Below are 14,986 nucleotides of genomic sequence, written 5' to 3'. Positions count from 1 at the left end.
AATGGGGCCGGGACCACCGGCCTTGTCACCACCACGTGACCGCAGCGCCCGACGTCCCCCTGCTGAGCACCCGGCGGGTCGTCGCCGCGGTCGTCGCCCTGGCGCTCGGCGGCTTCGCCATCGGCACCACCGAGTTCGTCACGATGGGCGTGCTGCCCGAGATCGCCGAGGGCGTGGGCGTCGACATCCCCACTGCCGGGCACGTCATCTCCGCCTACGCGCTCGGCGTGGTGGTGGGCGCGCCGGTCCTCGCCGCGCTCGGCGCCCGGCTGCCCCGGCGCGGGCTGCTGATCGGCCTGGTGGCCGCGTTCCTCGTCGGCAACCTGGGCAGCGCCCTGGCACCGGGGCACTCCGCGCTGCTGCTGGCCCGCTTCGTCAGCGGCCTCCCGCACGGCGCCTACTTCGGGGTGGCCTCGCTGGTGGCGGCGTCCCTGGTGCGGGCCGAGCTCCGTGGGCGGGCGGTCAGCTCGGTGATGCTCGGCCTGGCGGTGGCGAACCTGGCCGGCGTCCCGGCGGCGACCTGGCTGGGCCAGACGCTGGGCTGGCGGGCGGCCTACTGGGCGGTCGTCGTCCTCGCCGTGGCCACCGCGGCGGCGGTGCTGGCGTTCGTGCCCTCGTCGCCCGGACGGCAGGAGGTCACGGTCGCCACCGAGCTCACCGCGCTGCGCCGTCCGCAGGTGCTGCTGACGCTGCTGGTGGGCACGGTCGGCTTCGGCGGCATGTTCGCCGTCTACAGCTACGTCTCGCCGCTCGCCACGGAGGAGGCCGGCCTGCCGCGGGGAGCCGTGCCGTGGGTGCTGCTGGTCTTCGGCGTCGGCGGCGTCCTGGGGACGGCGCTCGGCGGCCGGCTCGCTGACCTCGCGCTGTTCCGCTCCCTGGTCGGGGCCATGGTCTCGATGGGCGTGCTGCTCGCGCTGGTCGCGCTCCTCGCCTCCTGGGGGCCGGGGCTGCTGGCCGGCCTCTTCCTGCTCTCGGCGACCGCCTCGGTGCTGGTGGTCACCCTGCAGCTGCGGCTGATGGAGGTGGCCGGCGAGGCGCAGATGCTGGGCGCCGCGCTCAACCACTCGGCGCTCAACGCGGCCAACGCCCTGGGCGCCTGGCTCGGCGGAGTCGTCATCGCGGCGGGCCTGGGCTGGACCGCCCCGGCCGCCGTCGGGGCCGCGCTGGCCGCGGTCGGCCTGGCCGCGCTCACCGCCTCGGCGGCGCTGCGCCGCCGCGAACAGCGGACCGGGCCGGTGCGGGCAGCACCCGCACCGGCCCGGTGAAGTGGGAGGACCGCGTCCCCCTCACCGCTCGCAGGCTCGCGGCGGGACCCTGCAGGGAGGCCTCAGGGCTGCAGCGTCTCGGCGAACAGCGGGACGGCGTTGTCCAGCGCGTACCGGGTGCCCAGCGCCGAGCCGCTGGAGAAGGCGGTGACCAGCGTCTCGTCCTCGAGCACCAGGGCGTTGCCCTGCTGGACCGAGGGCAGCGACTGCCACAGCGGGTTGTCGGTGATCTGCGCGGCCTCGACGAAGATGGGGAAGACGACGGTCAGGGGTGCGTCGAGCAGGGGCACCTGCTCCTCGCTGATCGACACGAAGAAGCTCTCCCCGGCCAGGTCCTGGATGGCGGCCTCGTTCGTGAAGCCGAGCGCCTCCATGAAGTCGACGCGGGTGTCCCCGCGGACGTAGGCGCCGAAGCCCTCGGAGGTGTAGGCGCCGACGGCGACCTCCGTGCCGTCGAACTCCGGGTTGGCCGCCGCGGCCTCGGTGAACTGCTGCTCGACCTCGGCCTGCAGCACGTCGGCCTGCTCCTGGCGGCCCAGCGCCTGGCCGACCAGGTCCAGCTGCTGCTGCCAGGTGGTCAGGTACGCGCCGACGCCCTCGGGCTGGCCGATGGTCGGGGCGATGGCGGTGAGCGCGTCGTAGCGGTCCTGGGTGGCCGGGGAGCGGGTGTCCAGGATGAGGTCGGGGTCCAGGGCGGCGATCGCCTCCAGGCTGGGCTCGAGCGTCTCGACGATCTCGGGGGCCTCGTCGTAGAGCCCCTCGGCCCACGGGCCCACGCCCTCCCCGCCGAAGGCCAGCCAGTCGCTGGCCCCGACCGGCTGCACGCCGAGCGCCAGCGCCGTCTCGGCGTCCGACCAGCCCAGGGCGACCACCCGCTGGGGTTCCTCGGCGACCTCCACCGGGCCGAACGCCGTCCGGACGGTCACGGGGAAGGCGCCGCCGGAGCTCGAGGGGCTGCTGGGCGCGGCGGCGTCCCCGGAGGACCCGGTGGTCCCGGAGCCGCAGCCGGTGACCAGGACGGCGGTGGCGAGCAGGGCGGCGCCGCGCAGGACCGGGCGGACGGACATGAGCTCTCCTCTGAGTAGGGCAGGCTCACCTAACTACGTCTCCGTGGACCCGCTCCACCCGGGTCCCCGCCGTGGTCGTTGCAGGAGTCGCTGCAACGGCACTGCAACGTTGCTCCCCTACCGCATGTGCGGAGGCCAGCACGGAAAAGGCCCGGTCCTGCGGGGCTATCGGGCTTCGACGGCCGCTCGTGCGTGAGCTGCGCCGGTCGCCGTCCTCGGGTAAGCGTGGCCTAAGTCATACGCCGCTCGACACACTCGCCGCAGGTGCGGCTGTGTCCGGAGCCACACGCGACCCCTGCAGAGGAGCGGAGGAAACGGTGACCCAGATCAACGTGCGGGTGGACGGGGTGACGTACACCGACGACGTCGAACCCCGGACGCTGCTGGTGCACTACCTGAGGGAGCAGCTGGGGAAGGTCGGCACCGTCATCGGCTGCGACACCAGCAACTGCGGCGCGTGCACCGTCCACCTGGACGGCGCGGCCGTGAAGTCCTGCACCGTGCTGGCCGTCCAGGCCGACGGCGGCGAGGTGACGACCATCGAGGGGTTGGCGCCGAACGGCGGCCTGCACCCGATGCAGAAGGCGTTCCACGAGATGCACGGCCTGCAGTGCGGGTACTGCACGCCCGGGATGATCATGGCCTCGGTCGACCTGCTCAAGGAGAACCCGGACCCGAGCGACAGCGAGGTCCGCGAGGGCATCGAGGGCAACCTCTGCCGCTGCACCGGATACCAGAACATCGTCCGCGCGGTGCAGCAGGCCGCCGGCGAGATGCGCACCGCCGGCAACGGCCACACCTCACCGGCCGAGGTCGACACCGCGGCCGCTCCGCACGTGGCGGCCCAGCAGTGACGGCGATCGAGGACCGGCCCACCGAGGCGCCGGAGCGCGAGGTCGGCAAGGCCCGCCGCCGCAAGGAGGACGCCCGGCTGATCACCGGCCGGACCACCTGGACCGACAACATGGTGCTGCCGGGCATGCTGCACCTGGCCGTCGTCCGCAGCCCCGTGGCCCACGGCAAGATCACCGGCATCGACGTCTCGGCCGCCCAGGAGGCGCCGGGTGTGATCGCGGTCCTCACCGGCCGCGACGTGGCCGAGGAGCAGGGCTCCATCCCGTGCGCCTGGCCGGTCACCCCCGACATGGTCAACCCCGGCCACCCGTCGATCGCCGTGGACGAGGTCAACCACGTCGGCGAGGCCGTCGCGGTCATCGTGGCGCGCAGCAAGGCCGCCGCGCAGGACGCCGTCGAGCTGGTGGACGTCGACTACGACCTGCTGCCCGCGGTGCTGGACATGGAGGAGGCGGTCGCCGACGGCGCCCAGCTGACCCACGACCACCTGGAGTCCAACCGCAGCTTCCACTTCGTCTTCGACGGCGGCGAGGCCGGCACCGGTGCCGACACCGACCAGGCCTTCGCCGACGCCGAGGTCGTGGTCAGCCGCCGGTTCGTGCAGCAGCGGCTGATCCCGGCGTTCATGGAGCCCCGGTCGGTCGTCGTCCAGCCGCAGGGCGACAACTACACGATGTGGTCCTCGACCCAGGTCCCGCACATCCTGCGGATCATGCTCGCGATGGTCACCGGGGTGCCCGAGCACAAGCTGCGCGTGGTGGCTCCGGACGTCGGCGGTGGCTTCGGCGGCAAGCTGCAGGTCACCCCCGAGGAGGTCATCAGCCTGCTGGTGGCCCGTCGGCTCGGGAAGCCGGTCAAGTGGACCGAGACCCGCAGCGAGTCGCTGATGACGGCCCACCACGGCCGCGACCAGATCCAGTACATCGACGTCGCCGCCGACCGCGAGGGCAACGTCAAGGGCCTGCGCTGCCGGATCCTCGCCGACATGGGCGCCTACCTGCGCCTGGTCAGCCCCGGCGTCCCGGTGCTCGGCGCCTTCATGTTCAACGGCATCTACAAGTTCCCCGCCTACCGCTTCGAGTGCGACGGCATCTTCACCAACAAGACGCCCACCGACGCCTACCGCGGCGCCGGGCGTCCCGAGGCGACCTTCGCCGTCGAGCGGATCATGGACGAGCTCGCCGTCGAGCTGGACATGGACCCGCTGGAGCTGCGCCGCAAGAACTGGATCAGGGCCGAGGAGTTCCCGTTCACCTCGGTGGCCGGGATGACCTACGACAGCGGCGACTACGAGACCGCGACCCAGAAGGCCCTGGAGCTCATCGGCTACGACGAGCTGCGTGCCGAGCAGCGCCGCCGCCGGGAGTCCGACGACCCGGTGCAGCTCGGCATCGGCGTCTCCACCTTCACCGAGATGTGCGGCCTGGCGCCCTCGCGGGTGCTCGGCTCGCTGTCCTACGGCGCCGGCGGCTGGGAGCACGCCTCCATCCGGATGCTGCCGACGGGCAAGGTCGAGGTGGTCAGCGGGGCGACCCCGCACGGCCAGGGCCACGAGACGGCGTGGAGCCAGCTGGTCGCCGACCGGCTCGGCGTGCCGTTCGAGGACATCGAGGTGCTGCACGGCGACACCTCGGTCTCCCCGCGCGGGCTGGACACCTACGGGTCCCGGTCGCTGGTGGTCGGTGGGGCCGCGGTGGTCAACGCGGCCGAGAAGGTCGTGGCGAAGGCCCGCAGGGTCGCCGCGCACGTGCTCGAGGCCAGCGAGGACGACCTCGACTTCTCCGGCGGGAAGTTCTCCGTCCGCGGCACCCCCGGCGCGGAGGTCTCCATCCAGGAGATCGCCCTGGCCACGTTCGCGGCGCACAACTTCCCCGAGGGCATGGAGCCCTCGATCGACGCGGACGCGACCTTCGACCCGGAGAACTTCTCCTTCCCGCACGGCACGCACATCTGCGCCATGGAGGTCGACACCGAGACCGGCATGGCGAAGATCCGCAAGTACGCCTGCGTGGACGACGTCGGCACGATCGTCAACCCGCTGATCGTCGAGGGGCAGATCCACGGCGGGCTGGCGCAGGGCATCGCCCAGGCGATGTTCGAGGAGGCCGTCTACGACGCCGACGGCAACCTCACCACCGGCAGCTTCGTCGACTACCTGGTGCCCTCGGCGGCCGACCTGCCGCACTTCGACACCGGCAACACGGTGCACGAGGCCCCGGGCAACCCGATCGGCGCGAAGGGGGTCGGGGAGGCCGGCACCATCGCGAGCACCCCGGCGGTGGTGAACGCCGCGCTGGACGCCGTCCGGCACCTCGGCGTCTCCGACATCCGGATGCCGCTGACCCCGGAACGGGTCTGGCGGGCTCTCCACCAGGGCGGGGACGGCGGAGACCGTGCCACCGCCGGCACCAACGCCTGGGGTGGGGCGCAGACCGAGACCACCGCCGGCGTCTCCACCCCCCAGTCCGCCCTCGGAGGTGACCGGTGATCCCCGCTGCGTTCGAGTACGCCCGCCCCACCAGCGTCGACGAGGCCCTGCAGGCCATCGCCGAGGGCGGGGACGACGTGAAGGTCCTCGCCGGCGGCCAGTCGCTGATCCCGGTCATGCGGCTGCGGCTGGCCGCGCCGGAGACGGTGGTCGACCTGAGCCGGGTCGCCGAGCTGCGCGGCGTCCGCGACGACGGCGACGCCCTCGTCATCGGGGCCATGACGACGCACCACGACGTCATGACCGACCCGCTGGTGCAGCAGTACGCACCGCTCATCGCCGAGGCGACCGAGACGGTGGCCGACCGGCAGGTCCGTGCACGGGGGACCTTCGGCGGGGCCCTGGTCCACGCCGACCCCGCCGGCGACCTGCCGGCGGTGGCGCTGGCCCTGGACGCGGAGTTCGTCATCGCCGGCCCGGAGGGGCGGCGGACGGTACCGGCGGCGGAGTTCTTCGTCGACTACCTCACCACCGCGCTGGAGGAGGGGGAGCTGCTCGTCGAGATCCGCGTCCCCAAGCTGGCCGGCGAGTGGGGGATGCGCTACGAGAAGTTCAACCGCGTGGCGCAGGCGTGGTCCATCGTGGCGGTGGCCGCGGTCGTCCGCCGGGAGAACGGGCACATCGCCGAGGCACGGATCGGGCTGACCAACATGGGCACCACGCCGCTGCGGGCCAGCGCGGTCGAGGCTGCGCTGGCCGGTGCCGAGGCCAGCCCCGAGACGATCGCCGCGGCGGCGCGCTCGGCCGCCGAAGGGACCTCCCCGACCAGCGACCTCAACGCCCAGGCGGACTACCGGGAGCACCTGGTGCAGGTGCTCACTCGTCGCGCGGTCACCGCGGCGGCGGGGCTGTAGCTTGAAGGACCCCGTCCTCCCCACCCCTCGCACGCCCGGGGCGGTGCCCTGGACGGGGCCGAGCCCGATCCGGCCGGCCTGCCCCTCGTGGGCGGGCCGGCCGACCGCCGCACCTCGGAGGTAGCACCGTGCAGTTGGAGAACTCGTTCACCGTCCCCGTGCCGATCGACGAAGCCTGGCGGGTGCTGCTGGACATCGAGCGGATCGCGCCGTGCATGCCGGGCGCCGCCCTGGACTCGGTCACCGGTGACGACTTCACCGGCCGGGTCAAGGTCAAGCTCGGCCCGATCAACCTGACCTACCAGGGCAAGGCCAGCTTCGTCGAGAAGGACGAGGCGGCCCACAAGGCGGTCATCGACGGCCGCGGCAAGGACCAGCGCGGCAACGGCACCGCGGCCGCGCTGATCACCGCCCAGCTCAAGGCCGAGGGCGACACCACGCGGGTCGACGTCCTGACCGACCTGAACATCACCGGCCGGCCGGCCCAGTTCGGCCGCGGGGTCATGACCGACGTCGGCAACAAGCTGCTCGGCCAGTTCGCCGACAAGCTCGCCGCCCAGCTGGGCGCCGGCGACGCGGGCGCGACGGCGGCGGCGACCCCCGCACCCGCGGAGCAGGCGACGCCGGCGGAGAAGGCCGCGGCCACGGCAGCGGGCGCTGCCGAGGAGGTCGCCGCCTCCGTCGAGCAGGTGCCGGGGGACAACGCGGTCGCGGAGAAGACCCGCCAGACCGCGGCGGCCGCGAAGGAGACCGCGGCCGCGGCCACCGACGGCGTGTCGGGCGGCGACACCGCCCCTGCCGCGGCCGACACCGCGGCCGCCACCGCGCCGGCCGCCGTCATCCCGCCGCCGCCGGCGAGGACGATCGCCCCGGCGGCCCGGACGTCGGGTCCGCAGCAGGCCGAGCCCGAGCCGATCGACCTGCTCGAGGTCGCCGGTGGGGCCGCGCTGACCCGCTACGCCGCCCCGCTGGCCGGCGCCGCGGCGCTGCTGCTGATCGTCACGCTGGTCGTCCGGCGCCGGCGCCGCTGATCAAGGACCCCCTCCTCCCCGCCCCTCGCACGCTCGGGGCGGTGCCCTGGAGGGGGCCGAGGTGCGTGGGGACGGCGGGGTCGCCGGGGCGCGCCCCGGCGACCCCGGCCAGCCAGTCGACCGCGGCCAGGGCCACGACGTCCGGACTGCGGGTGAGCGCGTGGTCGCCGGGGACGGCGTAGAGCGAGGCACCGGGCCGCCCGGTCAGCACCGCGGCGAGCTCCTCCGGGCGGCCGAGCGCGTCCCGCTCGCCCTGCACGACGCCCAGCGGCACCGCCACGGCGGTCAGCTCGTCGGCGCGGCTGCGCTCGGGACGCCCCGCTGGGTGCAGCGGGAAGGCCAGGCACAGCACGCCGTCCGCCCCGAGCCCGGCCGCCGTCCGGCAGGCCACCCGCGCTCCCGCGCTGCGGCCGCCGAGCACCAGCGGGCCGGTCAGCCGGCCGTCCGCCCGCAGCGCGGTGAGCACCGCCGTCCAGCCCTCGTCCAGCCGGGGCGGCGCCGGCGCGATGCGCTTACCGGACACCCGCCAGGGCTGCTCGACGCCCAGCACCCGCCAGCCCGCGGCAGCGGCGTCGGCGGTGACGGCGACCAGGTCGGCCGACCCGGTGCCCCCGCCCGCCCCGTGGCCGAGGACCAGCGTCCCGACGGTGGCACCCGCGGGCTCGGTGGCGGTGACCCGGGCCGGACCGAGCGGGGTGGGGACCTCCCTCACCCGGCCGGCAGCGCGAGCAGCGCGTCGACCGCGCCGGCCAGGTCGCCGGCGACGATCGCGGCGGGGTCGTAGACGGCCGGGTAGGCGCGCTCGGCGCGCGGGAACCAGGCCGCCGTCAGGCCCGCCCGCAGCGCGCCGTGCACGTCCCAGCCGTGCGACGCGACCAGCGCCAGGCGGGACGGCTCGACGTCGCAGACCCCGGCCGCCCACAGGTAGACCTCGCGGCTGGGCTTCCAGGCCCGGATGACCTCGCTGGACAGCGACCGCTCCACCAGCGGGGCCACGCCACCGCGCTCCAGCCCCGCCTCGGCGACGCCAGGGGAGCCGTGGGTCAGCGTCACCACCCGGACGCCGGCCCCGACCAGCCGGCGCAGCGCGGGCTCGACGTCCGGGTGCGGGGCGAGCTCGAGGAAGGCGCCGGCGACCTGCGACCGCTCGTCCCCGCCGAGGTCGGTGGCCTGCGCCAGTGCGGCGTCGAACGCGTCGCGGAAGCGGCACCAGGTGCCGGTCGCGGCGGCGGCGAAGCCGGTGAGCAGCGTGCGGGCAAAGACCGCCGGCAGCAGGTCGGCCGGCTGCCCGAGCTCGACCAGCGCGGCCCGCACGGGGCCGAGGTCGAGCAGGGTCTCGTTGACGTCGAAGGCGACGACCTGCGGGCGTCGCGCGCTCACGTCGACCGGCTCTCGTCGGTGCCGGCGCGGCGGGCCTGGCGGTGGTGGCGGACGTCCTTGGCACGCTTGTAGACCAGGTAACCGATGCCCAGGGCGAAGGCGGCGACGACGGCGTAGTCGAGGTACTTGAGGTTGGCCTGCACGAAGTCGCCGGCCGCCACGCCGAGGCCGATCAGCACGCTGTTCCAGATCAGGCTGCCGGCGGCGGAGAAGAGCAGGAACTGCCCGAACGGCATGCGCACGACCCCGGCGGGGACGGAGATGAAGCTGCGCACGATCGGCACCATGCGGCCGAAGAAGACCGCCGAGCGCCCGTGCCGCTCGAACCAGGCGAAGGTCTTGTCGACGTCCGCGGTCTCCACCAGCGGCAGCCGGTCGAGGAACGCGTGCGAGCGGCGCGGGCCGAGCGCCCGGCCGACGTAGTAGAAGAAGACCGCGCCCAGGATCGAGCCCAGGGTGGCGAAGAGGACCACCGGCACGACGGCCAGCCGGCCGTCGTTGATGAGCACCCCGGCCAGGCCGAGCACCGCCTCGCTGGGGATGGGCGGGATGACCGTCTCCAGCAGGATCGACAGGCCCACCCCCACGGCGCCGAGCCGCTCGACCATGTCGAGGAGGAAGCCGGTGATGCCGCCTCCGTCGGAGGACGCGGCGGCGGCGAGCGCAGACATGCGCCCACGGTAACGGCGTCGCCTGGAGGGGACCGGCAGGCGGCGGGGGTAGGTTCGCCACCCATGCGGCAGCGCTTCACCGCCCGGGCCGTCGTCGTCGGGGACCGTGCCGGCACCGTCGTGCCCGACGCCGCCGTCGACGTCGAGGACGGCCTCCTCACCTGGGTCGGCCCGGCCGCCGACGCACCGGACGCCGGGGACGCCGAGGTGGTCGCCGTCCCCGGGGTGCTGCTGCCGGGCTTGGTCAACACCCACTCGCACGCGCCGATGGTGCTGTTCCGCGGGCAGGCCGAGGGGCTGTCCCTGGCGCGCTGGCTGCGCGAGGTGATCTGGCCGCGGGAGGCGCGGCTCACGCCCGAGGACGTCGAGGTGGCGATGACCGCGGCCTCGGCGGAGATGCTCCGCGGCGGGGTCACCACCAGCGTCGAGATGTACTTCTCCCCCGAGCGGATCGCCGCCGCCGTCGGCCGCACCGGCGCCCGCGCGGTCGTCGCCACCCCGCTGCTGCCGCTGCCCGGGATGCCGCCGCTGGCCGAGCAGCTGGCCGCCGCGGTGACGCTGGCGACCTCCGCGCCCGCCGACGGCGCCGTCGAGTACGGCATCGGCCCGCACGCGGCCTACACGCTGCCGCTGCCGGTGCTGCGCGACGCCGCGACCGCCGCCCGGGAGCACGGCCTGCTGCTGCACCTGCACGTCGCGGAGACCGCCGGCGAGGGCGCGGACCTGCTGGCCACCCACGGGCTGTCGGTGCCCGCGCTGCTGGCCGCGCACGACGTCCTGGGCGGCCGGGTGCTGGCCGCGCACTCGGTCCACGTCGACGACGGCGACCTGGAGCTGTGGCGGGAGTACGACGTCGCGGTGGCCCACTGCCCGGCGAGCAACGCCAAGCTCGCCAGCGGGATCGCGCCGGTGCGGGCGATGCTCGACCGGGGGATCCGGGTGGGGCTGGGCACCGACGGGCCGGCCTCCAACGACGGGCTCGACCTGCTCGCCGACGTCCGGCTCGCCGCGGGGCTGGCCCGGCTGCGCGAGGGCTCGGCGACCGCGCTGACCGCCGCCGAGGCGTTCTGGCTGGCCACCGGTGCGGCCGCGGACGCGATCGGGCGCCCGGACCTCGGCCAGGTCGCCGTCGGCCGCCGCGCGGACCTGGTGCACGTCGACACCCGCGACCTCGGCTTCGAGCCGGTGCTCAGCCCGGTCGACCTGCTGACCCACCTGGTCTGGTCGGGCACCTCGCGGCTGGTGCGCGACACCTGGGTCGGCGGGCGGCAGGTGGTGCGCGACGGCGTGTGCACGACGGCGGACGTCGAGGCGCTGCGCGCCGAGGTCGCCGAACGGGCAACCCGCCTCGCTAGGCCCGCAGGCTGATCGTCTCGCCGCGCAGCACCGCGCGGATCTCCCCGGGTGCGCGGCGGGCGGCCACCTCGCGGACGAAGTCGCCCAGCGGCGAGGCGAACCGGTCGTAGTCGTCGTAGTGCACCGGCACGGTGACCGGCGGCTTCAGCAGCTCGACGAGGTCGGCGCCCTGCCGGCCGTCCATGGTGACGGTGAACCCGAGCGCCCTGGTGCCGCCCAGGTGCGGGATGACGACGTCCAGCGGTCCGCAGCGCTCCAGCACCTCGCCGAGCTCCGGCCGGAAGACCGTGTCGCCGCTGATGTAGCCGCGCCAGCCGACCTCGCCGTCCCGCAACAGCTCCAGCACGCTGCCCATCACCGGCGGCAGCAGCTTCGCGACCGGGCCGGGGCCGTGGGCGCCGGGGACCGAGGTGATCCGCAGCGTCGCGCCGTCCCGGGTGAGCTCGTGCCGCTGCCAGGGCGTGAGGTCGACGGTCTCCCGGAACCCCCGGCGGCCCAGCGCGCGGGCGGCCGCCTGGGTGGTGATGACGGGGGTGCCGCGGTCGAGGGTGCGGGTGGCGATCCGGTCCCAGTGGTCGGCGTGCAGGTGCGACAGCAGGATCGAGTCCAGCGCCGGCAGCTGGGTGGGCTGCAGCGCCGGCTCGGTGAGCCGCTTGGTCCACAGCCCCTTGCCGAGGTAGGCGCGCTGGCCGCGGTGCAGGAAGTTGGGGTCGGTGAGCAGGGTGAACGGGCCGAGCCGCAGCAGCGTGGTGGCGTTCCCGCCGAAGGTCAGCGTGACGTCGTCGGCGGGGGACGGCGGGGTGGGCGCGGCCATGCGCTGGCGTCTACCCCGGTCGCCTCGCGGCCACGCCGTCCCCGTCCGGTGACCGGGTGGGGGCGCCCCGGACCCGGCGCGGAGCGGAGCGCCCGCGCTGGTAGACAGGGGCCGTGGCTGCCGCCCGCGACGTGGACGCGTCCTTCCTCGCCCTCCCGCTCTCCGCGCTGACCGACGCCGCGCTCACCCGGGCCCTCGACCTGGGCTGCGAGCACGCCGACATCCGGGTGGAGCGGATCCGCACGCAGTCGATCAGCCTGCGCGACGCCCGGCTGGAGTCCCTGGCCGACGGCGAGGACCTCGGCCTGGCCGTGCGCGTTGTCCACGAGGGCACCTGGGGGTTCGCCGCGGGCGTCGTCCTCACCGCCGCGGAGGCCGTCCGGCTGGCCGAGGAGGCGGTCGCCGTCGCGCAGGTGTCGGCGGCGGTCAACAGCGACCGCGTCGAGCTGGCGCCGGAGCCGGTGTACCCGGACGCGACCTGGGTGTCCGACTACGACGTCGACCCGTTCGAGGTCCCCGACGCCGAGAAGACCGAGCTGCTCACCGAGCTGTCGGAGCAGCTGCTGGCCGCCGACGGCGTTGAGCACGTGGAGACGGTCTGCCAGGCGGTCAAGGAGCAGAAGTACTACGCCGACACCGCCGGCACCCGTACCCGCCAGCAGCGGGTGCGCACCCACCCGGCGCTCACCGCGCTCACCGTCGACCGCACCACCGGCGCGTTCGAGAGCATGCGGACCATCGCCCCGCCGGCCGGCCGCGGCTGGGAGTACCTGACCGGCACCGGCTGGGACTGGCGCGGCGAGATCGCCGAGATCCCCGAGCTGCTGCGCGAGAAGACCAAGGCGCCCTCGGTCCGGGCCGGCCGCTACGACCTCGTCGTCGACCCGTCGAACCTGTGGCTGACCATCCACGAGTCCATCGGCCACGCCACCGAGCTGGACCGGGCGCTGGGCTACGAGGCGGCCTACGCCGGCACCTCGTTCGCCACCGTCGACAAGCTGGGCACGCTCCGCTACGGCTCCGGGATCATGAACGTGACCGGGGACCGCACCGCCCCGCACGGGCTGTCGACGATCGGCTGGGACGACGAGGGCGTCGCCGGCCAGCAGTGGGACATCGTCAGGGACGGCGTGCTGGTCGGGTACCAGGTCGACCGCAACACGGCGCGGATGGGTGGCATGGCGCGCTCCAACGGCTGCGCCTTCGCGGACTCGCCGCAGCACACGCCGGTGCAGCGGATGGCCAACGTCTCGCTGCAGCCGGCGCCCGACGGCCCCTCCACCGACGAGCTCGTCGCCGGCGTCGAGCGCGGCATCTACGTCGTCGGCGACAAGAGCTGGTCGATCGACATGCAGCGCTACAACTTCCAGTTCACCGGCCAGCGCTTCTACCGGATCGAGGGCGGGGCGTTGGCCGGCCAGCTCCGTGACGTGGCCTACCAGGCGACGACGACGGACTTCTGGGGCTCGATGCGCGTCGTTGGCGGCCCGCAGACGTACCGGCTCGGCGGCGCCTTCAACTGCGGCAAGGGCCAGCCCGGGCAGGTCGCCCCGGTCAGCCACGGCTGCCCGGTGGCGCTCTTCGAGGACGTGAACATCCTGAACACGGCGCAGGAGGCGGGACGATGAGCTCGTGGGACCGTCCGCAGGACGTCGTCGAGAAGGCGCTGGCCGCCTCCACCGCCGACGGGCAGGTCGCCTTCGTCGTGGAGAGCTCGGCGGCCAACCTCCGCTGGGCGAGCAACAGCCTGACCACCAACGGCTCCGTGCGCTCCCGGCAGGTCGTCGTCGTCTCCTTCGTCGACGGCGGTGCCGGGATGGCGGCCGGCACGGTGGCCCGCACCGGCAGCCCGGACGTCGAGGAGCTGGTGGCCGCCAGCGAGCAGGCCGCCCGGGATGCCGGTCCGGCCGAGGACGCCGTCCCGCTGGTCAGCGAGGCCCCGCCGGGCGCGGGCGACTGGGACGCCGACCCCGCCGAGACCTCGATCGGCGTCTTCCGCGACTTCGCGCCGGCGCTGGGGGAGGCCTTCGGCGGCGCCCGCGACCGCGGCGAGCTGCTGTTCGGCTTCGCCGAGCACGGCATGGCCACCACCTACCTCGGGACGTCGACCGGGCTGCGGCTGCGGCACGACCAGCCCAGCGGCCGTGTGGAGCTCAACGGCAAGAGCGGCGACATGAGCCGCTCGGTGTGGGCCGGCGTCGGCACCCGCGACTTCGCCGACGTGTCGGTGGCCGACCTGGTCGCCGACGTGCAGCGCAAGCTCGGCTGGTCGCAGCGCCGCATCGACCTGCCCGCCGGGCGCTACGAGACCCTGCTGCCGCCCTCGGCGGTCAGCGACCTGATGATCTACGCCCACTGGACGATGGAGGCCCGCGACGCCGACGAGGGCCGCAACGTCTACGCCCGGCCGGGCGGGGGCAACCGCATCGGCGAGCGGCTGGCCGCGCTGCCGCTGACGCTGCGCAGCGACCCGTTCGAGCCCGGCCTGGAGGCGTGCCCGTTCCAGGTGGTCAGCGGCTCGTCGGGCGCGGCCTCGGTGTTCGACAACGGGATGGCGACGCCGGCGGTCGAGTGGATCTCCGGCGGCGTGCTGACCAACCTGATCCGGCCGCGGGCCTGGGCGCTGAAGACCACCGCACCGGCCACCGCGGCCGTCGACAACCTCGTCCTCGAGCAGCCGGGCGCCACGGAGACGCTGGAGGGGATGGTCGCGGCCACCGACCGCGGCCTGCTGCTGACCACGCTGTGGTACATCCGCGAGGTCGACCCGCAGACGCTGCTGCTGACCGGGCTCACCCGCGACGGCGTCTTCCTCGTGGAGGGCGGTGAGGTGCGCGGCGCGGTGAACAACTTCCGGTTCAACGAGTCGCCGGTGGACCTGCTCGGCCGGATCACCCAGGCCGGCCGCACCGAGCGCACCCTGCCCCGCGAGTGGAGCGACTGGTTCACCCGGGCTGCGATGCCGGCCGTACGCGTGCCGGACTTCAACATGAGCTCGGTGTCGCCCGCCAGCTGAGAGAGGACCCGCTGCCCCCGCCACTCGCGAGCTCGCGGCGGGTTCCTGCAGGGGGCCGGCGTCCGGAGACCACGGCGACCCGGCACTCGTCGTCCGGCCGGGCGTGCACGGGTGGGACGCGTGGGTCCCGTGGGGCGGGTGACCGGTCCGTCACAGTCGTCCCGCATGGCGTCGTGACCGTGCGCGTCG

13 protein-coding genes are annotated in these 14,986 nt (G+C 74.7%); 8 read left to right on the top strand and 5 right to left on the bottom strand.

Annotated features, from left to right (window positions below; translation table 11 throughout):
* Positions 1–35 precede the first annotated feature (35 nt).
* Positions 36–1,265: an MFS transporter gene (locus BMW27_RS20110; RefSeq protein ID WP_091447556.1), complete on the top strand. Its 1,230-nt coding sequence runs from the start codon at positions 36–38 to the stop codon at positions 1,263–1,265.
* A 62-nt stretch (positions 1,266–1,327) separates the two neighbouring features.
* Here the strand turns inward: BMW27_RS20110 and BMW27_RS20105 are convergent, their stop codons facing one another.
* Positions 1,328–2,332, bottom strand: a complete 1,005-nt coding sequence (locus BMW27_RS20105) for an iron-siderophore ABC transporter substrate-binding protein (protein ID WP_091447552.1) — start codon at positions 2,330–2,332, stop codon at positions 1,328–1,330.
* 317 nt (positions 2,333–2,649) lie between these two features.
* Here BMW27_RS20105 and BMW27_RS20100 point away from each other — a divergent pair, with 317 nt between their 5' ends.
* The 4 genes from BMW27_RS20100 (at position 2,650) to BMW27_RS20085 (ending at position 7,560) form a co-directional block, all read left to right on the top strand.
* Positions 2,650–3,186: a (2Fe-2S)-binding protein gene (locus BMW27_RS20100; protein WP_091447548.1), complete on the top strand. Its 537-nt coding sequence runs from the start codon at positions 2,650–2,652 to the stop codon at positions 3,184–3,186.
* Complete coding sequence (locus BMW27_RS20095) at positions 3,183–5,675, top strand: xanthine dehydrogenase family protein molybdopterin-binding subunit (RefSeq protein WP_091447545.1); 2,493 nt, start codon at positions 3,183–3,185, stop codon at positions 5,673–5,675. The genes BMW27_RS20100 and BMW27_RS20095 overlap by 4 nt, the downstream gene beginning before the upstream one ends.
* Entirely contained in the window at positions 5,672–6,529 is an 858-nt protein-coding gene (locus BMW27_RS20090) for an FAD binding domain-containing protein (protein ID WP_091447541.1), read from the top strand. Before BMW27_RS20095 ends, BMW27_RS20090 begins: the two co-directional genes overlap by 4 nt.
* 128 nt (positions 6,530–6,657) lie before the next feature.
* Positions 6,658–7,560, top strand: coding sequence for an SRPBCC family protein (locus BMW27_RS20085; protein ID WP_091447539.1), 903 nt, complete (start codon positions 6,658–6,660; stop codon positions 7,558–7,560).
* Here BMW27_RS20085 and BMW27_RS20080 read toward each other — a convergent pair.
* From BMW27_RS20080 to BMW27_RS20070, 3 genes are read right to left on the bottom strand one after another with little or no spacing between them, the layout of a single operon-like run.
* Positions 7,529–8,272, bottom strand: coding sequence for an alpha/beta hydrolase family protein (locus tag BMW27_RS20080; RefSeq protein WP_245743748.1), 744 nt, complete (start codon positions 8,270–8,272; stop codon positions 7,529–7,531). The genes BMW27_RS20085 and BMW27_RS20080 overlap by 32 nt on opposite strands.
* The gene (locus BMW27_RS20075) at positions 8,269–8,940 is read right to left on the bottom strand and encodes an HAD-IA family hydrolase (RefSeq protein WP_091447535.1); all 672 of its coding nucleotides are present in this window, start codon (positions 8,938–8,940) and stop codon (positions 8,269–8,271) included. Before BMW27_RS20075 ends, BMW27_RS20080 begins: the two co-directional genes overlap by 4 nt.
* Positions 8,937–9,611, bottom strand: coding sequence for a DedA family protein (locus tag BMW27_RS20070; protein ID WP_091447533.1), 675 nt, complete (start codon positions 9,609–9,611; stop codon positions 8,937–8,939). The genes BMW27_RS20075 and BMW27_RS20070 overlap by 4 nt, the downstream gene beginning before the upstream one ends.
* A 63-nt stretch (positions 9,612–9,674) precedes the next feature.
* Between BMW27_RS20070 and BMW27_RS20065 the strand changes: the two genes are divergently transcribed.
* Entirely contained in the window at positions 9,675–10,979 is a 1,305-nt protein-coding gene (locus BMW27_RS20065; protein ID WP_091447530.1) for an amidohydrolase family protein, read from the top strand.
* Here the strand turns inward: BMW27_RS20065 and BMW27_RS20060 are convergent.
* Complete coding sequence (locus tag BMW27_RS20060) at positions 10,963–11,781, bottom strand: MBL fold metallo-hydrolase (protein WP_091447527.1); 819 nt, start codon at positions 11,779–11,781, stop codon at positions 10,963–10,965. The genes BMW27_RS20065 and BMW27_RS20060 overlap by 17 nt on opposite strands.
* Positions 11,782–11,894: 113 nt before the next feature.
* Between BMW27_RS20060 and BMW27_RS20055 the strand changes: the two genes are divergently transcribed.
* Both BMW27_RS20055 and BMW27_RS20050 read left to right on the top strand, forming a co-directional pair.
* Positions 11,895–13,409, top strand: coding sequence for a TldD/PmbA family protein (locus BMW27_RS20055; RefSeq protein WP_091447523.1), 1,515 nt, complete (start codon positions 11,895–11,897; stop codon positions 13,407–13,409).
* Entirely contained in the window at positions 13,406–14,797 is a 1,392-nt protein-coding gene (locus BMW27_RS20050; RefSeq protein WP_091447520.1) for a metallopeptidase TldD-related protein, read from the top strand. The genes BMW27_RS20055 and BMW27_RS20050 overlap by 4 nt, the downstream gene beginning before the upstream one ends.
* Positions 14,798–14,986: the final 189 nt, after the last annotated feature.

Source organism: Geodermatophilus poikilotrophus (assembly GCF_900111455.1).
In the GTDB taxonomy this organism is placed as follows: domain Bacteria; phylum Actinomycetota; class Actinomycetes; order Mycobacteriales; family Geodermatophilaceae; genus Geodermatophilus; species Geodermatophilus poikilotrophus.
Note: the sequence above shows the minus strand (reverse complement) of the source record. Positions and strands in the feature narration are given on the sequence as shown.

Excerpts from the sequence above, each read along its gene's own strand:
- BMW27_RS20105 (WP_091447552.1), bottom strand. The coding sequence starts at position 2,332 with ATGTCCGTCCGCCCGGTCCTGCGCGGCGCCGCCCTGCTCGCCACCGCC.
- BMW27_RS20070 (WP_091447533.1), bottom strand. The coding sequence starts at position 9,611 with ATGTCTGCGCTCGCCGCCGCCGCGTCCTCCGACGGAGGCGGCATCACC.
- BMW27_RS20065 (WP_091447530.1), top strand. The coding sequence starts at position 9,675 with ATGCGGCAGCGCTTCACCGCCCGGGCCGTCGTCGTCGGGGACCGTGCC.
- BMW27_RS20060 (WP_091447527.1), bottom strand. The coding sequence starts at position 11,781 with ATGGCCGCGCCCACCCCGCCGTCCCCCGCCGACGACGTCACGCTGACC.
- BMW27_RS20050 (WP_091447520.1), top strand. The coding sequence starts at position 13,406 with ATGAGCTCGTGGGACCGTCCGCAGGACGTCGTCGAGAAGGCGCTGGCC.